A 25202-nucleotide genomic window follows, 5' to 3' on the forward strand; every position below is an offset into this window, starting at 1 on the left:
GCGCTCTAATTCGGCTATGAAGGAAAGCTGGCGCTGCAGGTCCCACCATGCCGGACCATAAGAAAGGCGGTCATGACAGCCGTCTACAGGAGACAAAGCGTATGTCCACAAAAACCCGCCGATCGTTCCTCGCGTTCGCTGCTCAGGCCGCGTGCCTCGCTTGGCTCGGCAATCCCGTGTGGGCCCAGTCGAAGCCGGTGGCGCGGATCGTCGTCCCCTTCGCGCCCGGCGGAGGAGGCGATGTGCTGGGGCGCCTGCTGGCGGAGAAGCTGTCCATCGAGCTGGGCCAGGCCGTCATCGTCGAAAACCGGCCGGGGGGCAGCGCCACGATTGCCACTGACGTGGTGGCCAAGTCGGCGCCGGATGGCAATACGATCCTGCTGACGGTGCCGCTGCTGGTGCAGACGCCATCGCTGTTCAAGAAGCTGCCATTCGACCCGATCGCCGACCTGACGCCGGTCGTTGACGTGGTCACGTCGCCGCTATGGGTGGCGGTCAGTACCTCGAGGACCTCGGCGCGCACCGTCAAGGAGTTCGTGGCGGACGTCAAGGCGCATCCGGCCAAGCATAGCTTCGCCTCCCTCGGCAACGGCTCCTCGGCACATGTGCTCGGCTCGCAGTTCAACGCAGTGGCTGGGCTAGACATGATCCACGTGCCCTACAAGGGCTCTGCCCCGGCGAGCGTGGCGCTGGTCGCGGGCGAGGTGTCACTCACGATCCTGGATATCGTCACGCTGAAGCCGCAACTGGCATCGGGCAAGATCCGCCTTCTGGCGGTCACTGGCGGCAAGCGGTCGCCGTTGACGCCCGAGGTGCCGACGCTGGCTGAGCAAGGCTATCCGGGCTTCGATCTGCCGACGTGGGCCGGGCTGTTCGTCCCCAGCAAGACCTCGCCCGAGATCGTCCGCAAGCTGCACGCGGCGACAGTGAAGGTTCTCCATCAGCCCGATGTCGTATCACGCCTCGGCGGCCTCGGCTACATGCCCGGCGGCCAGTCCCAGGAATCGTTCGCCAGGGGAGTCGGCGCCGAAAAAGTGCGCTGGGCCGAGCTGATTGGAAAGGCCGGGATTCAACCGGACTGATCTGCCGCAGCCGGCCCGATAGGGCCGTCGTTCAGTTGCAACAATGCTGTGACATTTGCCACTGCGCGTACGCGCAGAGCCCCCTTTTTACTTCCGAATTTGTCGAGGTGATCCAATGACGTGGATTTCATTCCCCCGCCGGCGCGCCCTGATGGCGATGCTGGTTCTGCTGTGCGGCCCGGTTGCGGCCCAGTCGTACCCCGACAAGCCCGTGCGGGTCGTGGTGCCGTTCCCCGCCGGTGGCGGTACCGATGTGGTCGCGCGCATCGCCGGTTCGGCGCTGCAGGTCAATATGAAGCAGGCCATTGTGGTCGACAACCGGCCCGGCGCAAGCGGCGTGATCGGCAGCGACTATGTCGCCAAGGCCCAGCCTGACGGCTATACGTTACTGTTCACGATTCCGATCCTGCTGCAGACTGCCAGCGCGATGCCGAAGATCCCGTATGACCCGCTGCGCGACTTCGTTCCCGTGACCACCCTGGTTAGCGCGCCGCTGTGGCTGGCAGTCAGCACCAGCCGCGTAAAGGCCACCGATTTCGCAGCATTCACCAGCGAGGCGAAAGCCACCACCAAAAAGTGGGAATACTCCTCGTTCGGCAACGCCTCGTCGTCGCACTTGTACGGCCACGCATTGAACCAGGCGCTAAGTGCCGGCATGCTCCACGTTCCATACAAAGGTGGGAGTGCCGCGGTGCAAGCGCTGGCGAACGGGGAGGTCGCCGCGATGTGGACCGATTATCCGTCTGTGCGTCCCTATGTCGCATCCGGGAAGGTGCGCATCATCGCCTCCTCTGGCGCCAAGCGAAGCCGCCTGACGCCCGATGTCCCCACGCTGTCGGAACTTCGCTTGCCGGGTTTCGAAGCGCTCGGCTGGGGCGCCTTCTTCGCACCCGCGGGAACGCCCCCGGAGGTCGTCAAGCGCTTGCAGACCGAGATTTCGGCGGTGACGCGCAATCCGGACGTCGTCAAGAAATTTGCCGACCTGGGCTACGAGCCCGGGGGCAAGCCGCAGCCGGAATTCGCCGCCGATGTCCGCGCCGATCAGGCACGCTGGTCCGCCTTGATCAAGGCGGCCGACATTCGGCTGGACTGAGCCTTCGAAAAGGGCGGCCCATTTGTTGCCTCGGTATGGGCCGGGGCTAACCCTGCGTAAGGGAGGGGCGGCGCGTTATCTCATATTTCCGAATTGATTCATCAGAAACGTTCTACTGATGAGCCGGCAGGCAGGAAGAATAAGTTGCCGCCGGGAAATGGGGAATTCCCGCAGGGTCTGCATCACATCGATAAGGAGGAGTGTTTTGAACAAGATTGGACGGGTTCGGTTTCTGGCATCGGTTATGGCGATGAGTGCAACGGGTATGTCGGCGCAGGTCGTATTCGCGCAATCCAGTGTTACGATTTACGGCGTGGCCGATACCTATCTGGAGTACAGCAGCAACAATCGTTCTGCAATTGCGGGAGATAACAGCGCCAAGTCGGCGGTCAAGCTCACCTCTGCCGGCTTGTCCGGCCCGCGTTGGGGCTTGCGCGGCGTGGAAGATCTGGGTGGCGGCATGAAGGCCCTGTTCGTGCTGGAGAGCGGCTTCAATATCGACACCGGTACGATGGCCGACACCTCGCGCTTGTTTAACCGACAATCCTTTGTTGGCATGGAATCGCTCTATGGACGGCTAACGTTTGGCAGGCAATACACGACGTTTTTTGACATCCTAGCCAACTTTACGCCGCTCTACTACTCGGGCACCTACGAACCATTCTCGGTGCTGCTCGGGCCCTTGCGCGTCGATAATTCGGTCAAGTACCGCATCGCCCTCGGCGCGCTGACGGCGCAGGCTCACTACGCTTTCGGCGAACAGCCTGGATCGATTCAGGCCAGCGCATCCTGGGGCGGCGGCGTCAGCTACGGGTCGGGGCCGTTTGCGGTCTCGGCGATCTATGACCAGGGCAATGGCCCCGACACCACCGCTGGCATCGCCAAGTCGCGCAAGGCAGCAGTGGCCGGCACCTACACGCAGGGACCGATCCGGCTTTCGGCCGGCTACCGCTGGGGCAAGGACGTCGCCGCAAACGGTGCTACCTCGTCGCGCGACAATATGTATTGGGCCGGCATCGGCTATCAGATCGCCACGCCATTCGGGCTGACGCTCGCCTACTACTACGACGACATCAAGTCGAAGACAGGCGTCGCCAACCCGGCCAATCCGCAGCAGTACGTGTTGCAGGGAATCTACTCGTTATCCAAGCGCACCGACGTCTATGGCGTGGCCGCCTACGCAAAAAACTCTGCGCTCAACTTCGCTTCGCTGCAGACGCTCGCACCGGGGAAAACCAACCAAACCGGGGTTGCGCTGGGGATTCGGCACAAGTTCTGAGATAAGGGCGCTGGTCTCGGGACGCAAGATGTGTAGACCCGGAGTGGAGGCATATGGCCGGGAGTGGCCGTATGCCTTCGAATCTATGACGGCTCGATCGCAGTTAACAAATGGACGCTAGCGAAGATGATGATGCGTAACGCTTTCGACGCCGAGGACAAACATGACTAACAGGCATGATCTCGCCGGCACGGTGCCGGTGCGCGAGCAGCATCAGTTCGACCAGACGGCCCTGGAGCGCTGGATGGAACAGAATGTGGCGGGCTATGCGGGGCCGCTCACGATCGACCAGTTCAAGGGCGGGCAGTCTAACCCCACATACCGCCTGACCACGCCTGGCCGCAGCTATGTGCTGCGGCGCAAACCGCGCGGCGCCTTGCTGAAGGGCGCCCATGCGGTGGAGCGCGAAGCGCGCGTGATGGCGGCGCTCGGCCAAGCGGATTTTCCGGTGCCGTATATCCACGGGCTTTGCATCGACGATTCGGTGATTGGCAGCTGGTTCTTTGTCATGGATATGATCGAAGGCCGGATCTTCTGGGATGCCAGTTTTTCCGATGTTTCACGGCATGACCGTGCGGCGTACATGGACGCGATGAACGCGACGCTGGCCCGGTTGCATACGATAGATCCCGCTTCGATCGGTCTAAGCGATTACGGCAAGCCTGGCGGTTACGTGGCTCGCCAGGTGGCACGCTGGTCGGCCCAGTACCTAAGCGACGGAGTGGCCGGTCGGCATCCCTCGATGGATCTGCTTGCCAACTGGTTGCCTCGGCATCTGCCAGCCGCCGATGAGGTTGCCATTGCGCATGGCGACTTCCGGGCCGACAACATGATTTTTCATCCTTCCGAGCCCCGGGTGCTGGCGGTGCTGGATTGGGAGCTGTCTACCCTCGGTGATCCACTTGCCGACTTCGCCTATCATGTAATGATGTTCCGCATGCCGTCTGACATCCTGGGTGGCATCGCGGGGCGGGACTTGGCAGCCTTGGGATTGCCGGATGAGGTTGCGTATGTCGACGCTTATTGCAGGCGTACAGGCCGCGATGGTATCCCGAACCTCGATTTCTACATCGCCTTCAACATGTTCCGCTTCGCCGCGATCCTGCATGGCATCAAGGGCAGAGTTGCGCGCGGCACGGCCTCCAATGCCGACGCGCATGCCATGGGCGAACGCTTTGCGCGCGTGGCCGAGCTGGCTTGGGCGCAGGCGCAGCGAGTGGGTTGAGGGCTGGCCGGGATTTCGCGTTAGCTCTTTTGTGCCGCGATTTGTTGGTCGCGATTATCGAGTTTATGGGATCGACACCGAGCTCACGCTCGAGGTACTGGCGGGAACGCGAGTAGCCGACGACCATCGGCCAAAAAAACGCCCCGCTGTCCTCAGCAGACTGCCCGATGTTTACGTGAGGATCCGCGATCTCCGCGGTATCCACCGAAATCGCCACATCTGCCAGGAGCGCGAGCGTAGCCCCCAGGCCTCTCGCATGACCGTTGACGCGTGCGATCACCGGCTTGGACATTGAAAGCAGCGAGCTCACCATGTTTGGTGCACGGGAAATCATGGAGGCGCGGACGCTCGAGTTGTCGCATGCTTTCAGCCTGCCGGTCCGGTCAGCGCCCGCAGAAAACACTCGACCGGTGCCAGTGAGCACCACCACTTCACATTCCGCGTCGTGCTCGATCTCATCGAAGACGTAGGAGAGTTCATCGTGCAAACCAAAGTTCGCGGCGTTAGCGGATGGGTTGTCCATCGTCACTGTGAGAATCTTGCCGCGCCGCTCGAATTTCAGAAACTTGTAACGTTCATACATGGAGTTCTGGATGTAACCGGACGGTATCCCCAGGGGCGTGGCAGGAAGCCTGGGCGTGGCCAGAAGAGTTGGGTGGGTGGTAGAGACACCAGCGGTCCGGTCGCGCAGCTTGCCGGTTACCGTGCCTCGGCCTCGTGGACGGCCGCCCGATGATTGGCTGCGATGTCGTTTGCCGCAACGTAGCCGAATGTCAGGGCCTGTCCGAGGGTAGCACCCGCGCCGGGGTAGGTATCGCCATAAACCGAGCCGGAAGCATTTCCCGCGGCATATAGCCCGGGAATCGGGTTGTCGTTGAGGTCCAGCACACGCGCTCTGGGGTCCACCTTTAAGCCTCCTTTGGTGCCCAGGTCGCCCAAGTTCACTGGAACGGCATAAAAGGGACCTTTTTCGATTGTGCCAAGGCAAGGGTTTGGAGTGTGCCGCGGATCGCCGAGGAAACGGTCATACTCGAAGCTGCCACGCCCAAATTCCGGATCTATCCCAGTGCGCGCGTATTCATTGATCTTGCGGACTTCCTCACTGAGCGGCTGCGGTGGAAGTCCGATGCTTCCGGCCAGCTCAGCAATGCTGTCCGCACGATACAAATACCTGGTCCACCAGTGCTCGGGAATCTTGCTGTCCGGCATGATGGATGCCGGCATCAGGCCGCCAGCGGTGTACAGCTTGCGGAACTGGGCGTCGAATACGAGCCAACAGGGGATGCTCATCCCGGTTTTCTGCTGCTCTTCGATCAGAGCGATCCCGAAGCGGTCGTAGCTGCAGGATTCGTTGAGAAAGCGGCGCCCCAACTGGTTGACACATAGGCTGTGCGGACGACCGACATCGAAGACCATCTGGTGCACCATATCGATGTTGGGGACGCCGTGGATGGGCATCACCATGGTGGGGACCCACCACGCGCCTTCCATGAACTCGATTGCGGCGCCAATTGCCTGGCCCGCCTGGATCGCCATCCCGGTATTACCGTCCATGGGCGTGCTGCTGAATCGCGCAGGAAGCGGAAGCGGAAGATGCTTGTCACGCAGCGCCTGGTTCCATTCGAAGCCACCGGCTGCGATGACGACGCCCCGGCGCGCGTCAATCCGGATTGGCCGACCGTACTGCCTCAGCCATACGCCAACTACCTCGCCGTGCTCAACGATCAACTCATCCAGTGCCGTGTTGAGCCATAGGGGAACGCGGCGCTTGTTGAGCGCCATGCGCATTCCTCCGATAAGGGCATTACCCATCGAGAGCCGGCGGTCCCGAGGTGTCTTGCGGCGCCAGGAGAAATCGGTCCAGTAGTTGAAGACCATTTTTGCGAAGAGGCTGCGCCACCCCGGCGCCCTGGTGGCCAGGGTGAACGCCTCATAGAGGCTGAGCGTGTAGCGGTTGAATATCTTGAAGCGGACGAACTGTTCGCGCAGCGTGTGAAAATCGTTGGCCAGTCCGGCGCCGTCGATTACCTGGGGAGCCAGGGCCCGTCCAGGGTGGGCGCCTTCGGCCTCGGAGTAATAGTCCGGATAGCCCGTCTGCACGTCGAGCTTCAGCCCGGTACTGCTGGCGAGGTAGCGGGCCATTTCCGGCGCGGTATCGACGAATTTTTCCAGGCGATCCTGGCGCACTGGCCCGCGTGCCACCGTCTTCAGATAAGTGAGAGCCTTTTCCCGGCTGTCGCCGGTTGCATCGAGACCATGATTGGGCACCCAGAAAAGGCCGCCGGACGTTGCCGACGTGCCGCCGTACTGGCGTTCCTTTTCGACGATCAATACATCCAGACCCTGGTCCCTGGCGCGCAAGGCGGCCATCATCCCGGCCGCTCCCGAGCCGATCACGATAACATCGTAGGTGACTTTCATCTGATTTTCTGACATTTTGATGCAACCAATGTTCCGACCGCTGACAGCGTTGCGCTGAAACTCAATGTACCTATTTCTCTGACTCTTCACGCGCCACGTGGATGCGTCGGTATTTCCCTTGGAAGAACAGTAAAGGATCCCGGACCGGGTCATAATGGACTCGCTTAACAAGTCCGAGCACAATCACATGGTCACCGCCATCAACGATTTCGCGAATCGAGCATTCGAAGTTTGCTATGGCATCGAGAATGATCGGAACCTGATACTCCCAGAGTTCCCATTCCGTCGCCGCAAACCTGTCTTCGATCCGGGACGCGAATTTCCCGGAAATCGCCTGCTGCCCGATATGCAGCACATTCACCGCGAATGCGCCGCGCTTGCGCAGTGCTTCGACGCTGGCCGATTCGCGCTTGACGCAGAACAGCACGAGCGGCGGGTCGAGCGATACCGAAGTGAACGAATTTGCGGTGAATCCCATCGGCGTGCCATCGGGATCCGAGGTGGTAATCACAGTGACGCCTGTCGCGAAGCATCCCATCGCGTCGCGCAGCATGCGCGGCTCGACGCCGCCTTGAGGACGCAACTTTGAGCGCGGGATGGCGCGCTCCAGGAAACCGATGATCGCGGCATCAAAGGCGTCATTGCGGCCGCCGATGATTGCGTCGCCCATACCTGGGATGTCCGCGAATTCCGCATGCGGTACCAGTTCGCGGAATTCATGCATGCTTTCCCGGTCGACCTTCGTGCTGGATTCGCCTCGAACGAAGAAAGTCGGAATATCCAGCGCCAGCGCGGCTGCGGTGAATCGGCGTTGTGCGGCCTTGCGGTCGGAAGCATCGACCTTGAACCCTTGATAGGCGGGATCGATGTGCCAGCGGAAGCGACCATCGTCGCATCGCCTGAGGTGCCGCTTCACTTCCTCGAGGTCGAGTTGCTGCTTGGCGGGAAGGTGTTCCGCGACGACCCGGCCGGCATCCGCCACCGTGGAAAAACCGTCTGCATCCATTGTCATCAGCGATGCCATGCGGTCCAGACCGGCCGGTGCCATCCGCGGCGCCGCATCGATCAGCACCAGCGCGCTCGCCAGCGGTTCCGGACTCTCGCTGATCGCCGCCAATGCTGCAAGCCCGCCGAGATTGGCGCCCACTACCGCGGGTTTCGAGGGCAGTTGCTGGATCACCGCCACAATATCCTGAATGATGTCGCCTAGCTCATATCGCCTGTTCGGTGACCAGTCACTCTCTCCGTGCCCGCGCAACTCTACCGTTACGACGTAGCGTCCGGCCGCCACCAGGGCTTTCGACGCCCTGGCCCAGGCAGCAGCCGTCTGTCCAAAGCCGGGCAGCAGCAGCACGCATGGGTCCTCGGGGGCGCCGCTCGCACTGGCTGCCAGAGTAATTTCACCAGAGCCGTTTAATCGCATTGTCATTTCGAGGGCCTGTATGTGGTATCACGAACCCAATGTAACAGCGGATCGCGACAGCGCTTATCCTTACAGGCAATGGGAGTTGCCGTGGCCGAACGTTGCCTGGGAACAGGCCGTTGAGCTGGGCTTGGCGAGAATCACGCCGCTAATGCAGACGGCACTGACTGCGCACGATCCTCGCCGCAAGAGTCTGCAATCCCTGAGCGCGAGGAGAGGAAACGAGAGCGTTGTCGCTTGCCGTCGCGGCAGAGGTCATTGCGGGGCATAGACGAGACGGGTGGGAGCAGGAAGGAGCAGGGCGCCCGCGTGATTGCGCCCGTGCCGGAGTCGGATGCCGGCGGGCCGGCATCGGCGGTGTCACGTTTGTTGAAGCTTGTACACCCGCTTTGCCACCGCGGCAAACATATCGGAGCGTTCGCTCGGGCTGAAGCCGGATGCAATCCGCTTGTAGCCGTTCCAAAGCGCGTTGTAAGAGGTATAAAGCATGTCGACCGGGAAGTTGCTCTCGAACATGCAGCGCGAAGGCGTGAACAGGTCGATCGCGGTCAGCACATATTGGCGGTGCAGATCAGCGAATTCTTCCGACGTGAGTGGCCGCGCGGGCCATTGGATTTTGGTGGGATCGGTTTGGGTAACATAGATGCCGCCCAGCTTAACCACGATATTGCTGCAGGTCGCGAGCTGCGCCATTGCTTCCTTCCAGGCCTTGAAGCCCTCGGTGCGGCGCTCTGCGAACCGTCCGATGCCAAGTGGACCACCCAAATGGTTAAGCACAATGGTGACCTGCGGAAACGCGTGTGCCAGGTCGAGGACCTCACCGAGTTGCGGCTGCAGTGCCCACGCCTCAAAATTGAGGTCCCGTCGCGCCAGTTCCGCGAATCCCTTACGGAATTCAGGCCTTTTCGAGATTTCCGCCTCGGATGCGCCGTAGATGGGTGGCAGCTCGGCATCGTACGCGAGCATGTGGCGAATGCCACGGAAGCGGCGGGAAGCCTCGGCGTGGGCATCCAGGACCTCGCCTACCGAAGCCCCCAGGCACAGGTTCGCATGAGGCATGATAGCGGCGCAGACTCCGGCCGCTTTGCCGCCACGTCGTTCGCTTTCCTGCACCACCCTTTCGGCGTATACGGTTTCGCCGACCGGTCGCATTGCTTCCGGCCCGTCGGTGTAATGCTGCGCATGGGAATCGACCAGGACGGTAGCGATGACGTTGTGGCCCGAGTCGGCCGTGTCCGCGATCAGCTCATCGGCGTCATACGGTTCGAAAAGTGGGTGTGTCCAGCCTTTGCCCCAAATGTGGTGGTGTGGATCGACGATGGGGAGATCCGGATCCAGTGCCACCTCGGCTTCAACATTATTCCAGTGCTTTGAAGTCACGTCAGTCTCCTTGTGTCGGCACGTCGTACAAGCCGCTGTCGTCGCGGCCAATATCAGACTGCAAGTTTGCAGGGCGCTGTTGGGGGTTGAGGCCCATACGGCAGCGCTACCGTTTTTTGACCATGTCTGGTTACCGGCACAGAGCAAGCTATCTTGCTCCGCAAGTCCACCGGGCAGCGTAGGTCACCGGCCTGTAAAGGCGGCCGGTCTCTTCTGGCGAAAGGCGGCGACGCCTTCGGCAAAATCCTGGGTAACGCCAGCCAGTCTCTGGCTGTTTCGCTCCGCCGCCAGCGTTTCGGTGAGCGTATGGTCGAGCGAGTAGCGGATCCCCTGGCGGATTAAGGCATAGGCACGGGTCGGTCCCCGCGCAAACCGCATCGCCAATGCCTGGGACTCGGCGGCCAACGCATCCTGGTCTACCACCTTGTAGACCATTCCCCATTGCGCGGCGGTTTCGGCAGGAATGCGCTCGCCCAGCATCATCATCGCCTGGGCACGTGCGCGCCCTATCTGGCGAGGCAGAATCCAGGTAGTCCCTGCGTCCGGAATCAGGCCGATATTGACGAAAGCCTGCAGAAAGTAGGCCTCTCGGGCAGCGAGTACGATATCGCCAGCAAGCGCCAGGGCGCATCCGGCGCCCACAGCAGGTCCGTTGACTGCCGTGATGAACGGAACAGGCAGCGCAAAGAGTCGCTCCAGGATCGGGTTGTAGTAATCCTCGAGCTTGGACCCGGAATCCTTGCTCGGCCCCCCCGAGGTCAGGTCTGCGCCGGACGAAAATGCCCTGCCGGCGCCAGTCAGCAACAGTACCCGCACCGTCTCTTCGTCCCGCACACGATCCAGTGCGTGAATGATCTCCGCCAGCGTATCGACATGCAGGGCGTTCAGGGCTTCCGGTCGATTCAGAACCAGTCTTGCAACCCCTTCTTCTTCACGGAATGTGACGTATTTGTATTCGTTCATTGTTTATTGATGGATTTGCAACAATGAGAGGTATTTTTCTGGTATTCCGTTCTGAAAGTGTTGGCGAAATTCGGCCATGTGAGGGTTGCTACCCATAGATGGAGCCATGGTAGGCGTCCCTGCTGCCTGGAAAGCGTCTGCGCGAGAGGACCTTCTTGTCCATAGCGGCAATGCTTGTCCGTGGTGCTACAAACAGGTGATACTGCTCACAACAAAGAAGAAGCGGACTGGCGCATGGCGGGGCGAGCGCTAAAGAGAAGAGCGCAGGAAAAGTCAAGATTCAAGGTGAGCGAATCGGACTTTCAAAATAAATAGCAGGAGAGGAGACAACAGCATGGAGCATTTTTCGTTTTCCAGTTTGAAGAGCCATTCCTCCGAGCGCCCTTGCTCTTTTTCGGCTGTCACCTTTGAGAACTCCAAGAGGTACTACACCGGCGAAGGAACATTGCTCGATGCAGGACAGAGTCCTCATCTGGATGTGACGATGGTGCTTGAGGTACCTTATCCGATGGGAAAGGTCAGTTCCCGTTCCAGGTACGTGTACCGCCGGGGATGGGACCATATCCGGGACAACAAGGAGAACATCATCACGCTGTGGTATATCAAGCGGGGAGGCATGACGCTCTCGCAGATGGGAAACACCTGCGAGATGAAGGCCGGAGACTTTGCCTTTACGCGTTCTAATTCGCCAATGCGCTATGAAAATATCCCTTGCAATTATGAACCGGCAGAATGGATGTTCATTATGTTTCCGCTGGAGGTGATCCATCGGTATTTTCCCCATGGCGCTCCGATCTGCACCGGCATCAACATCTCCAACGAGCGGAAAGCCGCGATGCCGATGCTGATTTCGATGCTTTGCGAAGTGGCGGAGTCCCTCAACCGCGAGGTGACCGACTCACTGATCGATGCCCTCCTGAAGGAGGCGGCGTTGCTGACGGATCAGCAGGGGGCGCAGGTAGGTCGGCGCCAAAGCATCGGCGAGAAGCGCATCGAAGACATCAATTCCTATATTTCGCTGCACTTATCCAATCCCGAGCTGTCATTGTCGATGGTGGCGCAAGGCTGCAAGATATCGCCTCGTTATTTGTGCCATCTGCTCAAAGAACACAACACCACATTTTCGCAGTTGCTGTGGACAGGGCGGCTCAATGAGGCGAAGAAGTGGCTGGTTCGGCTCGACAAGCGACATTACGGTATCAATGAAATTGCTTACATGACCGGATACAAGAGCGTTGCTCATTTCAGTCGCATGTTCCGGGAAAAGTTCGGCCGTTCGCCACGCGAGTTCAGGCGACAGGAAGCTAGTGCAGAAGCGCTGACGGGAGTTGCCGAGCAAGAGGATCGCAAGGGGGTGGCGGTGGCTTGAGCGACGGCGCGATGCATCACGCTACGGATTGCATTCCCGCACCGCACGGCCGGCGCATTCCTTGGGTTCAGCGTCGATCTGCGGTTTGCCATCCAGAAGGGCCACCGCCGCGCTGCGGGCATTGTCGCGCCGTCGAGTAAGCGGCTGCTGTGGGTCGGCCGCAGGCGCTCGCGCCAGGTTGTGAAATCTTCGCGCTGTCTGCTGCGATGCACCGCGACAATGTCACCAGGGATGCGGAGCAGATTCGGCTCGAAGAGATCCAGGTGGTCACGCAGGCGCCCGTGCCGGTCTACGTGCTCTGAGCTTCTCGCTGCCCCGCGTTAGCTGGCGTATAAATGGTTGTCGTTCTTCTTCAGCCGAGCGCCTTTACCAATTCCGGCACGACGGTGAACAAGTCGCCGACGATGCCGTAATCGGCGACCGAAAAGATCGGTGCTTCCGGATCCTTGTTGATCGCCACGATCGTTTTCGCATCCTTCATGCCGGCTAGATGCTGGATCGCGCCGGAAATGCCCACAGCCACATACAATTGCGGCGCCACGATCTTGCCGGTCTGCCCGACCTGCCAGTCGTTCGGGACAAAGCCCGCATCCACGGCCGCCCGCGAGGCGCCCATCGCCGCGCCTAGCTTGTCCGCAAGCGGTTCCAGCACCTTGAAATTCTCCGCGCTTCCCATGCCCCGGCCGCCCGACACGATTACCTTTGCCGTCGTCAGTTCCGGCCGGTCCGACCTGGCCACTTCGCGGCTCAGGAACGTCGACTTGCCGCTATCGGCTACCGGCGCGACGGGTTCCACCGCGGCATTGCCACCGGTGGCAGCGGCATCGAAGCCGGTGGTACGGACCGTGATCACTTTCACCGCGTCGGTCGATTGCACTGTGGCAATCGCATTGCCCGCATAGATCGGCCGCTCGAAAGTGTCTTCGGCAATGACCTTGGTGACATCTGACACCTGCGCCACATCGAGTCTGGCGGCCACCCGTGGCAGGATATTCTTGCCATAGGCTGTAGCCGGCGCCAGGACGTGCGAGTACGCGTTCGCCAGCGCCAGCACTTGTTCCGCGACAGCCTCGGCCAGGCCTTCCGCCAACGGAGGCGCATCGGCCACCAACACTTTCGTGACAGCTGCCAGCTTCGATGCCGCTTCGGCCGCGCCGCCGCAGTGGTGGCCCGCTATGAGGATATGGACCTCGCCGCCGCAAGCGGCAGCCGCGGTCACGGTATGAAGGGTGCTTCCTTTCAAGGAAGCATTGTCGTGTTCGGCAATGACGAGTGCGGTCACGATATGGTTTTCCTGTGTAAAGATTATTGGATGACTTTGGCTTCGTTTTTCAGTTTGTGCAGCAGCGTGGCGACATCCGGCACGATCACTCCGGCGCAGCGCCTGGGCGGCTCCGCCACACGCAGCGTTCTCAGGCGTGGCCCCACGTCCACGCCCAGATCGGCGGGCGTGACCACGTCCAAGGTTTTCTTCTTTGCCTTCATGATGTTGGGCAAGGTCACGTAGCGCGGCTCGTTCAGGCGCAGGTCGGTGGTAACCACCGCCGGCAGCGTCAGGGCCAACGTTTCCAGCCCGCCGTCCACTTCCCGGGTCACGGTAGCCTTGCCGTCCTCGAGCGTCAGCTTCGACGCGAAGGTTGCCTGCGGCCACCCGAGGAGGGCCGCCAGCATTTGCCCGGTCTGGTTGGCATCGTCGTCGATAGCCTGCTTGCCGAGGATGATCAGTTGCGGCTGCTCCTTGTTGGCGAGCGCCTGGAGCAGCTTGGCGACCGCCAGCGGTTGCAATGCTTCGGTGGTTTCGACCAGAATGCCGCGATCGGCGCCAATCGCCATCGCGGTGCGCAGGGTTTCCTCGCATTGCGCCACGCCGCAGGAGACGGCCACCACTTCGGTCGCCTTGCCCCCTTCTTTCAGGCGGGTGGCTTCTTCGACCGCGATTTCATCGAACGGATTCATCGACATTTTGACGTTGGCAAGATCCACGCCGCTGCCATCCGATTTCACGCGTGGCTTGACGTTGTAATCGACCACGCGCTTGACGGGCACCAGAATTTTCATGGTTACTCTTCCACATAAAGAATCCGGGCCACCGTGCGGCGGCCCGGAAAAGCCAACCATCGGGCCGGCTAGGAGACAACTTCCAAAAAAGAAACAAGACGTTGCTGCTGCACGGTGGCTGCCGTGATCAATACATAGCGACTCAGTTCGTCACCCACTCCACGACTTCCGCCAGTGCCGCACGCCGCGAACGGAATGCATTGGCCGGGTGGCCCGTATCGGCATAGCCGAACGATGCGCCGGCAACAATAACGCGATGGTCCGGAATGTTGAAGTAGGCGCGCATGAAGGGGCTGTACGCGGCAAGAGCTGCCTGCGCCACGCTCGCCACGCCAAGACTTTGCCCGGCAAGCAGGACGGTCGACAGGTAAATGCCGCAGTCGATCGCGCCATACGCGCCAAGGTCTCGCTCGGACGTAATCAGCAGCATGTGCGGGGCATCGAACAAGCGGAAATTCTTCAGCGCCTGGACCGCCGACGCCTCCCGGTCGCCATGGCGAGCTCCCACGCTTTGATAGAGCTGCCATCCGACCTCGCGCTGACGTTCCCTGTATACCCCCCGATACGCGGCCGGGAACGGGAAATCCGGCTGGGTCGCCGGCGCGCCGCCATTGCTGGCACAATCGGCTTCGGCGTGAGCAAATAGCGCCTCGCGCAAACGCTCGGTACCCAGACCCGAGGTGACAATGACTTGCCACGGTTGCGAATTGCACCAGGATGGCGACAACTGCGCCATGGCCAGCATTCTCTCTATGACATGCCGGGGCACGGGATCGGGCATAAAGCCGCGGCAACTGAACCGCCCGGAAAGAAGGCGGCCGAGCATGGCGGCATCCTCCGGCATGGCGCCATGGCTTGAATCGCTGGACTGCAACGCGGTTCGAATATCTGTCGTCATGCGGAACCCTCTCCGGTTGCGGCGTCATGGCGCACTGGCCATGCCACCGCATCATGCTGTTGCGACACGCGCGCCGGATCAGGCCGCCCGCTTTTTGGCGATCAGGCCGATGGCCCATGCATCCCACGTGACCGGCGTACATCCGTCTTCGCGCAGTTTGTACTTCTGCACCCGGCCGGTCGGGGTCTTTGGCAGCGCGTCGCGGAACTCATAGAAGCGCGGCACCGCGAAGTAGGGGAGGCTCTCCATTGACCAGCGGCAGAGCGCTTCGTGAGCCAGAGAGTGGCCGTCCCGGATGACCGCGGTCACCTTGATCTGCTCTTCGCCGCCTTCTTCCAGGATGACGCCATGGAACGCCACCTCGGCGATTGCCGGATGGGTCATGTAGGTGGCTTCGACCTCAAAGCTCGAAATGTTCTCGCCGCGGCTGCGTATGTAATCTTTCTTGCGGTCGAGGAAATAAAACCAGCCGTCTTCATCGATCTTGCCGATATCCCCGGTATGCATCCACAGGTTGCGCCAGACCTTGGCGGAGTCTTCGGGACGGCGCCAGTATCCTGAGAACATGATGTGCGGCTTTCGCGGACGGAAAAGAATTTCGCCCGGCGTGCCGGCCAGGAGCGGATTGTCGTTCTCGTCGGCGATGATCACTTCGTAATCGTCATGCGCGATGTGCCCGGAGGAAAGCGGCGGAGGCAGTGGCTCTCCATAGACCAGGTGAGCCAGCTTGGCGCCTTCGCTCTGGCCATAGCCATAGGAATTCAGGTAGCCAACGCCGAAACGCTCCTTCCAGATCTTGCCGATCTCGGGCGTAATCGGTACGCCGGTAATGCTGCGCAACTGGCCATGGCAACGTTTCATCGCTTCCGTATCGGGCGCCTTGGCCACCAGCGGGAAGATCGAACCCATCAGCAAGGCATGCGCGGCGCCGGAGCGTTCGATTTCCTCCCAAAAGCCGGAAACCGAGAACTGAGGACAGATCGAAAGCCGGACTTGCATTTGCAGCGCGGCCTGCGTGACCGAACTGATCGCCGACATGTGGAATAGCGGCAGGCAGGTCCACAAGATATCCCGGGATTCCACCGGAATGGCTTCGAGCGTCTGGATACCTACGTTATACAGTGACGCATAAGGAATCATGCATCCCTTGGAGAGCCCCGTGGTGCCCGATGTGTAGATCAGGCAGGACAGGTCCGAGGGCTTCGCCGTGAGCGGGATCGGCGTGTCGTCCGCGCCGCGATAGTCATCCAGGCTGCGCATCGGAATCGCGCATTCTTGTTCCGGCACGTCGCCGCGCACCAGGATCAGCTTCATGATCGGCAACTGGTCGTCGATCTCGTGGAATCGGTCGACCAGCTCCGCATCGCAAATCGCCAGCGCCGCCAGCGAATCGTCAACCTGGTGCCGCAAGAACGTCTTGCGGTAGGCGGTGTTGACCGGACACCAGATGGCGCCCAGCTTGTTGATCGCGAACCAGCAGAGGTACACGTCAAGGCTGCTTTCCATGAAGGTCACCACGGAATGCCCCGCGCTGACACCGAGAGCGGCCAGGGAATGGGCCAGGCGCGTCGAGGCACGATCGAACTCGCGGAACGTCATGCTCTTGCCGCCGCACTCGATGAACGGCTTGTCTCCGGCTTCTTCCACCGCCCTGGCGAGCGAATGCAAATGCGTGTGGTGCTCCGGCTTACCGGCCTGGGAACGATCGTATCGCACAATAATCCTCGCAATGTAAGCGCAATGTTGCGGGCTGCCAGCAACTGACCCCGGCTCCGCCAAATTTACGTTGAGATAATGAATGCATGCTTTCGATGCCGCGCAACCCGATTTGCCCGGCGGCGCAAGTGCTCGCCGGCTGTTGAGCCAGCGACGGGGGGCGGCGCTTGCTACACCGAGATGCAGATCTTGCCGAAGTGCGCCTTGGCCTCTTGATGACGGAAGGCCTGCGTGAGTTCCTCGAGCGGAAACGTCCGGTGGAGTTGCGGCTTCAATCCATTGGCCGCGATCGCCTCGATCATCTGTTCGAGATGCTCCCGGCTGCCAACGGTCAGGCCGGCAATGCGGAGGTTTCCTGTAATGACGTGGCTCGCCGGGAACTGCAGCGGTTTGCGGCTGAGCGCGCCGACCAGGTTGACCTGGCCAGCGGTGCGGCAGGCGCGCAGCGTTTGCACGAGGTCGCCGCCGACCACTTCCACCACATGATCTACGCCGCGGCCGCCGGTGATTTCACGAACCTTCGCCCCCCATTGTTCTTCCGCGCGGTAGTTCACGACGTGGGCGGCGCCGAGTTTGTTCAGCCGCGAAATCTTTTCCTCGGAAGAGGTAATTGCGATCACGTTGGCTCCCGCCATCCTTGCGAACTGCAGCGCGAAGATCGACACCCCTCCGGTGCCCTGCACCAATACCGTGTCGCCCGGCTTCACCTTGCTTTCGACCATCAGCGCGCGCCATGCGGTCAGGCCGGCGCAGGGCAGGGTGGCGGCCTCCTCGTAGCTCAGCCCGGAGGGGATCTTGACGAACGCATTCTCGGGCAGGGAAACATACTCGCTGGCGAAGCCGTCGACATGTTCGCCGCGCATGCGGGAAACTTTTACCGGCGACGGGGCGCCATCGATCCAGTCGGGGAAATACGTGCCGACAACGCGGTCGCCGGGTTTGAACGCGCGTACGTCCCGACCCACGGCAACCACCTCTCCGGCGCCATCGGATAGCGGTACCCGGCCTTCGGCGGCCGGCATGATGCCGGCGACCACCAGATAATCGTGGAAATTCAACGACGAGGCGCGGACGCGAACCAGGACCTCATTCTCGCGCGGCTCCGGCTGATCGATGGCGACAAGTTTCAGATTGTCGATGGTGGACGGGCTATTCAAGCGAACTTGTCTCATATTGCTTTCCCAACTTGACTACCGAGATATGAACATCGATGCGCGCACGTATCGGCCAGATCCGTGCGCCTTGACCGGCTGACGACGAGGACGGTCAGGAGTCAGAGTTCGTTTTTAACGAACCGTCCGTTTTGCATGATCGCTTTCAGATAACGACCGGGCTCGGTCAGGATGCTGATGTCTTCCGTCGGATCGCCGTCCACCACCAGAATATCGGCTGCCTTGCCGACTTCGATCGTGCCGGTGATGTGGTCTTGCCCGGCCAGTTCGGCGCCGTTGGCCGTCGCCCAGCGCATCACGTCGGCTGCGGGAATGCCCATGTCTTTCACGTATACCTCGAGTTCGCGGGCATAGACTCCCAGCTCATGCGGCATGCCTTGCGCGCCGAAGTCATCGCCGGGAACCATTCTGAGCCCGGCCCTGTTGGCCTTGGGCAGCATCTCGAGCATATTCAGCCAGCCGCGCTGGTCGGGATCCGACAGGTCGTGCGGCTGGTCCGTCTTCAGGTGGCCAAGAATCCTGGTGAACAACATGCTCGGCACGAGGATGGTGCCCTGCTTGATCATCCTTTCCAGGCATTCCTCGTCCATGTAGTCGGCATGATCGAGGATATCGACGCCCGCCTCCAGACATTCCAGAATCGCTTCGCGTGTCGCGACGTGCGCGCGCACTCTTTTGTCGCGCTCATGCGCGGTTTCGACCACGGCGCGCAACTCGGCCTTCGACAGCCCGCGATAGGTCGTGCTCCAGGTGAATCCATGTCCGCCTGTCGGCAACACCTTGATGATTTCCGCGCCGAACAGGATTTCTTCCCGCACCGCCTTGATCATGTCTGCAACGCCATCGGCGAACACATTCTGTCCGTAGCGGCGGATGCCGTCGCGCGGCGGAGCAGAGGTCGCCCACCAGAGTCCACGATCCTCATAGTCGCCGGTGGTGGTGACGTGCCGGCTGCATGGCGTAATGCACGGGCCTTTGATCAGACCCATGTCGACCGCCATCTTCAACTGGATATCGTGGTTATGGCCACAGGAACCGGAAACGACCTGGGTGACACCGGACATGAGTGCAACCTGCATGGCGTTGGCATACTGGAGCGCCAAAATTGCCGGCGGCTTTTCTTCTCCAAGGAATGTGCCCGCGCGTCCTTTCGAAAACAGCGGCGGGCCGATATCGACGAACTCGCCATGCCAGTGGCCCACCGTCATGCCGGGCATGAGCGTCTTTCCGTTCAGGTCGATGCGGCGATCGCCTTCCTGTGGGGCGATCTCGATGTCCACGCCGGCGATCTTGTCGCCCTCGACCACGACAGTCATGCCGGGTCTGATGGCTCCCCTGCCGGCGAACAGGTTGACGTTTGTAAATACGGTGCGCTGTTGCATTGAAGTCCCCTTGGAGCTTGTTATCAGATTCAGTCGCCGTGGATCGTATCGATTGAATCAAGTGAACGGGGTGAACTGGGTGGGCGTGCGAATGGTAGTGACAGATTGCAGAGGTCAATCGTAGCTGTTTGATTCCAGCTTTACTGCTACCCATTCAGTAAGGAGTTTTGCTTGCGCAAGCAAGGCAAGGAAGATTCCTGCTCTGGCTGTGCGGCGGCAAGCAGACGACAGCATCCCGGAACTGCCGGCACAGGCAACTCGAGTTTCGCCAGCGGGCGTTAGCGCCCGTGCACGAATGCCTAGCATATCGACATCACAGTCGGCCGACATTCGGCGGACCCTTGCTGGCCAAACTGTATGGTTACGCGATGCATCGATTCAAGGTAACGGGTGGGTTGTCAGTCGCGGCCGATGTCGGAGGAGATGTCCAGAATCCTGTCGTCGTGCTGCTGCACGGTGGCGGCCAGACCCGGCATAGCTGGAGGAAAGGCTTCGACGCGCTGGTGGAGGCGGGATACCACGTGGTCTCGCTGGACGCCCGCGGGCATGGCGACAGCGACTGGGCCCCCGACGGGGACTATCGCCTGGATGCGCTGGTTTCGGATTTGCGTTCGGTCCTGGCGCAGATACCGGAAATGCCAATCGTCATCGGGGCTTCACTGGGGGGCATGACCGGGCTCGCCGCGGTTGGGGAGGCGCAAGCGCCCATCGCGCGCGCGCTGGTCCTGGTGGATATCACTCCCGGGTATGACACGCGTGGAACGGACCATATTGCCGCGTTCATGAATGCCAATCTGGATGGGTTCGGCAGCATTGACGAGGCAGCCGACGCGGTGGCGCGTTACAACCCGAACAGGCCGCGCCCGAAAAACCCAGAGGGCCTTCGGCGTAATCTGCGCGAGCGCGATGGCCGCCTTTACTGGCACTGGGACCCCAGGTTCCTGTCCCACGGGGAATTGCACCCGGATTTCGTGCAAGGCCGCCTCGAGGCCGCCGCGCAGCGGGTGCGGGTGGCGACTTTGCTGATACGCGGCGGCTTTAGCGACGTGATCGGCGATGAGCAGGTTGATGCGTTTCGCAAACTGATGCCGGCCGCCGAATGCGTGACGGTCGCGGGTGCGGGTCATATGGTGGCTGGCGACCGCAACGATGCATTCAATCGCGGCATTCTCGAATTCATTGCGAGGCAGGACAACAGAAGCGAATCGGCTTATTCCCGGTAGCGGCACGGACCGGACTTCCAATCGGGCGTTCCGGTGCACGCCCGGCATTCAATTTGATAAGCGGAACTGAGGAAACAATCAATGGCTAACGGACCTCTTCAAGGCTTGAGAGTCGTGGAGTTTGCGGGAATCGGGCCCGGCCCCTTTTGCGGCATGCTGCTGTCCGACATGGGCGCGGACGTAGTACGCATCGACCGCAAGGGCAGTGCGGCAGGGCCGAACGCGAAATACAACATCGATGCCCGCGGACGCCGTTCGGTGGCGCTGGATCTCAAGCGGCCAGAATCGCTGGAGCTGTGCCTCAAGCTTTGCGAAAGGGCCGATATCGTGTTTGAGGGCTACCGCCCCGGCGTCATGGAACGGCTTGGCCTTGGTCCGGACGTGGTGCTCGGCAGGAACCGGCGCATCGTGTATGGCAGGATGACGGGATGGGGCCAGCATGGGCCGTATGCGAACCGCGCCGGCCATGACATCAATTACATCGCGATCACGGGTGCGCTCGATGCGATCGGCACCGGGGAGAAGCCGATTCCTCCGCTCAACCTGGTGGGCGATTATGGCGGCGGTGCGATGTTCCTGGCTTTCGGCCTGCTGGCGGCAGTGCTGAACGCCCGTTCCACCGGACGGGGGCAGGTGGTCGATGTGGCGATGACGGATGGCGCCGCCTACCTTACCGCCGTATTTCACCGGTTGCGGGCCATGGGCCTGTGGAAGGACGAGCGGTGCGCGAACCTGCTCGACGGAGGCGCACCCTTCTACGATACCTATCGCTGCGCGGACGGAACGTGGATCGCGGTCGGCGCCATCGAGCCGCAGTTCTATCAGATCCTGCTGGAAAAAACGGGACTGGCGGGAACCATGACGGATGACCAGATGGACCGTTCCAGATGGCCCGATATGAAGAGGCAGTTTGCCGAAGTCTTCGCTACCAAGACGCGCGAGGAATGGTGCGCCGTGATGGGTTCGGACGATGCCTGCTTCGCGCCGGTGCTATCGATCGAGGAAGCCATGCAGGATCCGCATCAGGTCGCGCGCGAGACCTTTGTCGAGATCGACGGCGTGCCTCAGCCTGCCCCGGCGCCGCGCTTCTCCGTGACGCCTGGCCAGATCCAGGCAATGTCGCAGCGCCTGGATACCGACAGCCAGAGCATTCTGGCGGATTGGGGAATCGGCTCCGACTACACTGCGGAACTTGCCGCCGCTGGCGTCGTTTCCTGATCTTTCGTTTTCACAGGGACTTCCCATGTCAACGGATACTGGTTCTCTTCCTTCGGAAGTCGCCATTCACGCGCTGAAACTGCTTGCCGCCCGCGACTTTGAGGGGTTGAGGGCGCTGCTCGCACCGGACGTGACGCTGGATTGGCCGTTTCACCAATCCGGTTCGCCGGTGCGGATCGAAGGCGCCGATTCGCTCATGGATGCGGTACGGATCATCAAGGTATTCCAGGATCTGGAAATCAGGATCCTCGAGTTCAACGAACAGAAGGACGGCGGAACCAGTATCATCGAGGCAAGGTCCAGGGGGACATATGCCGACGGCCGGCCCGACTACACGAACCACTATATTTTCATCCTGAAGATCGTGAACGGGAAGGTGACGCGGTGGCGCGAGTTCTATAATCCCCTCGAAGTGATGAAAGCCGCGGCCGGCACCAAGGCAGGAAAGACGGCGCCTGCCCGCGCTTGATGGCGGGCTTCATGGTTGGCTGCAGCAAGCATGGATTAGCGAAACCCGGCTTGCTCCGGTGACCACTTCCACGCCGCCTTTCAAATCGTCATCGTCCTCTGAGAAGTCCCGGGTCAGTGGCGAATGGCCGAACCGCCATCGACCGTAACCTCGCCGCCGGTGGTGAAGCTTGAGGCGTCGCTTGCCAGCCACAGCGCAGCCTGGGCGACTTCTTCCGGCTTGCCGATCCGGCCCATTGGATGGGCGCTGCACCACATCGCATAAGCTTGCTCGCGTGGCAGGCCCGTTTGCACCAGCGCGTCCTCGAACATCGGGGTTTCGATTCCGCCGGGATGGATGGTGTTGGCGCGAATCGCATAGCCATTGAGGGCGCAATGCAGGGCAATGGATTTGGTCATGGCTACCATTGCCGTCTTCGACGCGCCATAGGCCATCAGGCTGCTCATCGGGCGCGAAGCGATCACGGAAGCGATATTGATGATGGAGGATGGCTCTCCAGAGGATTTCATCAGCGGCAACGCGGTCTGGCAACCGTAGTAGACGCCGTCAAGATTGGTGGCCATATGCAGCCGCCAGTTTTCCTCGTTGGTATCTTCGATCGAGCCGCCGATACTGACGCCGGCGCTGTTGACCAGGATGTCGAGCCGGCCCCACCTTTCGGAAACCGCGTCGATGACGCGGACCCAGTTGGAGCGGTTCGACACTTCAAGTGCCATGCCGCATGCGCTCGGCCCGATCGATTCCGCCACCCGGCGCGCATCCGCCTCGGAACGCGCAGTGAGGACCACCCTCGCGCCTTCCCTGGCAAACAGGCGGGCAATGGCCTCGCCCATTCCCTTGCTGCCGCCCGATACCAGTGCCACTTTTCCTTCGAGATCACCCATGTTCCGATTCTCCGGTGTTGACTACCTCAACTCGGCAAGCGATGCGGGATCGAATGGCTCCGCGGTATCGCCGGCGAGCGATTTTCTGGCCCACGCCGGATCCCCGATCGCCGCGCGGCCCACCGCGACCAGATCGATCTCGCCACTGGAGACACGCTTGACCACCGCATCGACGTTATCGACCGCGCTGAGATTGCTGTTGCCGTCATACATGCCCTTGTTGACGCCAACGCCTCCAACCGCCATCGCATGCTTGCCGGTCAGCTTCTTGGCCCAGCCGGCCAGGCTGAGATCGGACCCGGAAAATGCGGGCCGGTCGAAGTAGCGCACGCTGGCATCGAAGACATCGACCCCGGCGTCGGCGAGCGGTTGCAGCACGTCTGCCAGTTCCTGCGGCGTGTTGCCGAGCTGGGCGCGGAAGTCCTGCTGCTTCCACTGCGAAAAGCGAAAGAAGATGGGCAGGTTCGGGCCGATCGCCGCACGTATCCTATGCACGATCTCGGCGGCGAAGGCGCTGCGCCGGGCGCGGTTGCCGCCCCAGCGGTCCGTGCGGCGGTTGGTTTCCTCCCACAGGAACGTATCGATCAGATAGCCATGGCCACCATGGATCGCGATGCCGTCGAATCCGGCCTGGATCGCGTTGCGCGCCGACCGGACGTGCGCCTCGATCACGTCTTCAATGTCCTGTTCGCTCATCGGCTCGCCGATGAGCGGCTGGGAAGGGATCTTCCCGGCATCGATCGACGTGGTTCGTCTCAGCGGCCCCCACAGGCCCGAAGGACCGAGGGTCGGCGCCTCAGGGTGCGGCCCGGTGCCGGGGAGGCGCATGACGCCCTGGTGCCACAGTTGCGGAATGATCTTGCCGCCCGCCGCGTGCACTGCCTCGACGACCCGGCGCCATCCCGCCAGCGGCGCCTCCCCATGAAGGACGGGGATGTCGTCCTCGCCAAGACCTGCGTCTCCCAGTGCGGAGCGATGGTCGACGCCGATGGCTTCGGTAATGACCAGGCCGAACCCGCCGGCGGCGCGCCGGCTGTAGTAGCTGCATACCTGCTCGGTCGGCGCCCCGCGGGGACAGAATCCTCGCGTCATCGGCGACATGACGATGCGGTTGGACAAGGTGGTGCCGCGAATGGCGAGCGGCTCGCCCAATAGCTGGCGCGTCATGGCATCAGCGCGGAGGCATGCGGATTGCGCCATCCAGGCGAATCGTCTCGCCGTTCATCATCGGATTCTCGATGATATGCGTGGCGAGCATGGCAAACTCAGGCGGGCGGCCAAGCCGGGACGGATGCGGCACTGCCTTGGCGAGGCCCTCGCGCGCTTCCGCGCTGACCCGCGCCAGGATCGGTGTATCGAAGGTGCCCGGCGCAATGGTGCAGACGCGGATCTTCCGGCTCGCCAGGTCGCGCGCCGCGACGATCGTCATCCCAACGATGCCGGCTTTCGCGGAAGCGTAGGGAATCTGTCCGATCTGGCCTTCGAATGCCGCGACCGAAGAAGTCAGCACGATCGCGCCACGTTCACCGTCCAGCTCCTCCAACTTGGCCATTTCGGCCGCGGCCAGTCGGACCACATTGAACGTGCCGACCAGATTGATGCGTACGATCTGCTCATAGTGCTCCAGGGAGCCGGGCACGCCGGATTTGTCGACGACTCGGATCGGGCCGCCGCGTCCGGCGCAATGCACGGTGGCGCGTAACGGCGCCATGGCCTGGGCCGTGCGGAAAACTTCGATCATTTGTTCTTCGCTGGTGACATCGGCCGGCACGAAGCGGCATGCACTACCGAGTTCGCTGGCGATTTCAACGCCCGCCGAGGTCGGCAAGTCGGCGATGACAACCCTGGCGCCCGAAGCGAGCAGCTTCTCGACCGTGGCGCGGCCCAGCCCCGAAGCGCCGCCAGTGACTACTGCGGAAATTCCCTTGATGTCCATATTCGTTTCTT

Annotated in this window: 22 protein-coding genes; 8 read left to right on the forward strand and 14 right to left on the reverse strand. The window is 61.5% G+C overall.

Annotation, left to right across the window (positions count from 1 at the left end):
* The first annotated feature begins 101 nt into the window (after positions 1-101).
* The 4 genes from CNE_RS31900 (at position 102) to CNE_RS31915 (ending at position 4679) form a co-directional block, all read left to right on the forward strand.
* The gene (locus tag CNE_RS31900; protein WP_013958860.1) at positions 102-1082 is read left to right on the forward strand and encodes a Bug family tripartite tricarboxylate transporter substrate binding protein; all 981 of its coding nucleotides are present in this window, start codon (positions 102-104) and stop codon (positions 1080-1082) included.
* Between the two features lie 115 nt (positions 1083-1197).
* Positions 1198-2175 carry a Bug family tripartite tricarboxylate transporter substrate binding protein gene (locus tag CNE_RS31905; protein WP_013958861.1) on the forward strand — a complete coding sequence of 326 codons (978 nt, stop codon included), beginning with the start codon at positions 1198-1200 and terminating at the stop codon, positions 2173-2175.
* 205 nt (positions 2176-2380) lie between these two features.
* Positions 2381-3454 (forward strand): porin, encoded by a 1074-nt coding sequence (locus tag CNE_RS31910; RefSeq protein ID WP_013958862.1) that lies wholly within the window; start codon positions 2381-2383, stop codon positions 3452-3454.
* Between the two features lie 163 nt (positions 3455-3617).
* A complete protein-coding gene (locus tag CNE_RS31915; protein WP_013958863.1) occupies positions 3618-4679 on the forward strand; it encodes a phosphotransferase family protein in 1062 nt (353 codons plus the stop codon).
* Here the strand turns inward: CNE_RS31915 and CNE_RS39815 are convergent.
* The 5 genes from CNE_RS39815 to CNE_RS31935 all read right to left on the reverse strand — a co-directional run bounded on the left by CNE_RS39815 (position 4567) and on the right by CNE_RS31935 (position 10866).
* Positions 4567-5262, reverse strand: coding sequence for an enoyl-CoA hydratase/isomerase family protein (locus CNE_RS39815; protein WP_013958864.1), 696 nt, complete (start codon positions 5260-5262; stop codon positions 4567-4569). The two genes, CNE_RS31915 and CNE_RS39815, sit on opposite strands and share 113 nt — an antisense overlap.
* A gap of 116 nt (positions 5263-5378) precedes the next feature.
* The gene (locus CNE_RS31920) at positions 5379-7100 is read right to left on the reverse strand and encodes an FAD-dependent oxidoreductase (RefSeq protein ID WP_041229004.1); all 1722 of its coding nucleotides are present in this window, start codon (positions 7098-7100) and stop codon (positions 5379-5381) included.
* A 70-nt stretch (positions 7101-7170) separates the two neighbouring features.
* Entirely contained in the window at positions 7171-8454 is a 1284-nt protein-coding gene (locus CNE_RS39820) for an alpha/beta fold hydrolase (protein WP_158310034.1), read from the reverse strand.
* Positions 8455-8883: 429 nt separating this feature from the next.
* Positions 8884-9903 (reverse strand): amidohydrolase family protein, encoded by a 1020-nt coding sequence (locus CNE_RS31930; RefSeq protein WP_041229005.1) that lies wholly within the window; start codon positions 9901-9903, stop codon positions 8884-8886.
* A 183-nt stretch (positions 9904-10086) separates the two neighbouring features.
* Positions 10087-10866: an enoyl-CoA hydratase-related protein gene (locus tag CNE_RS31935; protein WP_013958868.1), complete on the reverse strand. Its 780-nt coding sequence runs from the start codon at positions 10864-10866 to the stop codon at positions 10087-10089.
* Positions 10867-11200: 334 nt separating this feature from the next.
* On the opposite strand from CNE_RS31935, the gene CNE_RS38745 reads away from it, so the two are divergent.
* Positions 11201-12235, forward strand: a complete 1035-nt coding sequence (locus CNE_RS38745; RefSeq protein WP_013958869.1) for an AraC family transcriptional regulator — start codon at positions 11201-11203, stop codon at positions 12233-12235.
* A 352-nt stretch (positions 12236-12587) separates the two neighbouring features.
* Here CNE_RS38745 and CNE_RS31945 read toward each other — a convergent pair whose 3' ends face one another.
* The 6 genes from CNE_RS31945 to CNE_RS31970 all read right to left on the reverse strand — a co-directional run bounded on the left by CNE_RS31945 (position 12588) and on the right by CNE_RS31970 (position 19461).
* Positions 12588-13517: an electron transfer flavoprotein subunit alpha/FixB family protein gene (locus tag CNE_RS31945; protein WP_013958871.1), complete on the reverse strand. Its 930-nt coding sequence runs from the start codon at positions 13515-13517 to the stop codon at positions 12588-12590.
* Positions 13518-13540: 23 nt separating this feature from the next.
* On the reverse strand, positions 13541-14293 hold the full coding sequence (locus CNE_RS31950; protein ID WP_041229006.1) for an electron transfer flavoprotein subunit beta/FixA family protein: 753 nt from the start codon (positions 14291-14293) through the stop codon (positions 13541-13543).
* 142 nt (positions 14294-14435) lie between these two features.
* Positions 14436-15191 carry a nitroreductase gene (locus CNE_RS31955; RefSeq protein ID WP_013958873.1) on the reverse strand — a complete coding sequence of 252 codons (756 nt, stop codon included), beginning with the start codon at positions 15189-15191 and terminating at the stop codon, positions 14436-14438.
* A 78-nt stretch (positions 15192-15269) separates the two neighbouring features.
* Positions 15270-16859: an AMP-binding protein gene (locus CNE_RS31960; RefSeq protein WP_238553194.1), complete on the reverse strand. Its 1590-nt coding sequence runs from the start codon at positions 16857-16859 to the stop codon at positions 15270-15272.
* Between the two features lie 218 nt (positions 16860-17077).
* Positions 17078-18064, reverse strand: coding sequence for a zinc-dependent alcohol dehydrogenase family protein (locus CNE_RS31965; protein ID WP_319609746.1), 987 nt, complete (start codon positions 18062-18064; stop codon positions 17078-17080).
* A gap of 116 nt (positions 18065-18180) precedes the next feature.
* Positions 18181-19461 carry a metal-dependent hydrolase family protein gene (locus CNE_RS31970; RefSeq protein ID WP_013958876.1) on the reverse strand — a complete coding sequence of 427 codons (1281 nt, stop codon included), beginning with the start codon at positions 19459-19461 and terminating at the stop codon, positions 18181-18183.
* A gap of 341 nt (positions 19462-19802) precedes the next feature.
* On the opposite strand from CNE_RS31970, the gene CNE_RS31975 reads away from it, so the two are divergent.
* The 3 genes from CNE_RS31975 to CNE_RS31985 all read left to right on the forward strand — a co-directional run bounded on the left by CNE_RS31975 (position 19803) and on the right by CNE_RS31985 (position 22371).
* Positions 19803-20684: an alpha/beta fold hydrolase gene (locus CNE_RS31975; RefSeq protein WP_238553195.1), complete on the forward strand. Its 882-nt coding sequence runs from the start codon at positions 19803-19805 to the stop codon at positions 20682-20684.
* An 81-nt stretch (positions 20685-20765) separates the two neighbouring features.
* Positions 20766-21902: a CaiB/BaiF CoA transferase family protein gene (locus CNE_RS31980; protein ID WP_013958879.1), complete on the forward strand. Its 1137-nt coding sequence runs from the start codon at positions 20766-20768 to the stop codon at positions 21900-21902.
* 25 nt (positions 21903-21927) lie between these two features.
* Positions 21928-22371 carry a nuclear transport factor 2 family protein gene (locus tag CNE_RS31985; protein WP_013958880.1) on the forward strand — a complete coding sequence of 148 codons (444 nt, stop codon included), beginning with the start codon at positions 21928-21930 and terminating at the stop codon, positions 22369-22371.
* A 113-nt stretch (positions 22372-22484) separates the two neighbouring features.
* On the opposite strand, the gene CNE_RS31990 is transcribed toward CNE_RS31985, so the two are convergent.
* The 3 genes from CNE_RS31990 to CNE_RS32000 are packed head-to-tail and all read right to left on the reverse strand — an operon-like array spanning position 22485 to position 25191.
* A complete protein-coding gene (locus CNE_RS31990; RefSeq protein ID WP_013958881.1) occupies positions 22485-23255 on the reverse strand; it encodes an SDR family NAD(P)-dependent oxidoreductase in 771 nt (256 codons plus the stop codon).
* A 21-nt stretch (positions 23256-23276) separates the two neighbouring features.
* The gene (locus CNE_RS31995; protein WP_013958882.1) at positions 23277-24422 is read right to left on the reverse strand and encodes an NADH:flavin oxidoreductase; all 1146 of its coding nucleotides are present in this window, start codon (positions 24420-24422) and stop codon (positions 23277-23279) included.
* Between the two features lie 4 nt (positions 24423-24426).
* Positions 24427-25191: an SDR family NAD(P)-dependent oxidoreductase gene (locus tag CNE_RS32000; RefSeq protein ID WP_013958883.1), complete on the reverse strand. Its 765-nt coding sequence runs from the start codon at positions 25189-25191 to the stop codon at positions 24427-24429.
* Between the last annotated feature and the right edge of the window lie 11 nt (positions 25192-25202).

It is taken from the genome of Cupriavidus necator N-1 (assembly GCF_000219215.1).
Taxonomy (GTDB): Bacteria; Pseudomonadota; Gammaproteobacteria; order Burkholderiales; family Burkholderiaceae; genus Cupriavidus; species Cupriavidus necator.

Coding starts and splice junctions, on each gene's coding strand:
- CNE_RS31980 (WP_013958879.1), top strand. CDS start 20,766: ATGGCTAACGGACCTCTTCAAGGCTTGAGAGTCGTGGAGTTTGCGGGA.
- CNE_RS31955 (WP_013958873.1), bottom strand. CDS start 15,191: ATGACGACAGATATTCGAACCGCGTTGCAGTCCAGCGATTCAAGCCAT.
- CNE_RS31935 (WP_013958868.1), bottom strand. CDS start 10,866: ATGAACGAATACAAATACGTCACATTCCGTGAAGAAGAAGGGGTTGCA.
- CNE_RS31950 (WP_041229006.1), bottom strand. CDS start 14,293: ATGAAAATTCTGGTGCCCGTCAAGCGCGTGGTCGATTACAACGTCAAG.
- CNE_RS31995 (WP_013958882.1), bottom strand. CDS start 24,422: ATGACGCGCCAGCTATTGGGCGAGCCGCTCGCCATTCGCGGCACCACC.
- CNE_RS31905 (WP_013958861.1), top strand. CDS start 1,198: ATGACGTGGATTTCATTCCCCCGCCGGCGCGCCCTGATGGCGATGCTG.
- CNE_RS31915 (WP_013958863.1), top strand. CDS start 3,618: ATGACTAACAGGCATGATCTCGCCGGCACGGTGCCGGTGCGCGAGCAG.
- CNE_RS31920 (WP_041229004.1), bottom strand. CDS start 7,100: ATGAAAGTCACCTACGATGTTATCGTGATCGGCTCGGGAGCGGCCGGG.
- CNE_RS31990 (WP_013958881.1), bottom strand. CDS start 23,255: ATGGGTGATCTCGAAGGAAAAGTGGCACTGGTATCGGGCGGCAGCAAG.
- CNE_RS38745 (WP_013958869.1), top strand. CDS start 11,201: ATGGAGCATTTTTCGTTTTCCAGTTTGAAGAGCCATTCCTCCGAGCGC.
- CNE_RS32000 (WP_013958883.1), bottom strand. CDS start 25,191: ATGGACATCAAGGGAATTTCCGCAGTAGTCACTGGCGGCGCTTCGGGG.
- CNE_RS39815 (WP_013958864.1), bottom strand. CDS start 5,262: ATGTATGAACGTTACAAGTTTCTGAAATTCGAGCGGCGCGGCAAGATT.
- CNE_RS31900 (WP_013958860.1), top strand. CDS start 102: ATGTCCACAAAAACCCGCCGATCGTTCCTCGCGTTCGCTGCTCAGGCC.
- CNE_RS31985 (WP_013958880.1), top strand. CDS start 21,928: ATGTCAACGGATACTGGTTCTCTTCCTTCGGAAGTCGCCATTCACGCG.
- CNE_RS31970 (WP_013958876.1), bottom strand. CDS start 19,461: ATGCAACAGCGCACCGTATTTACAAACGTCAACCTGTTCGCCGGCAGG.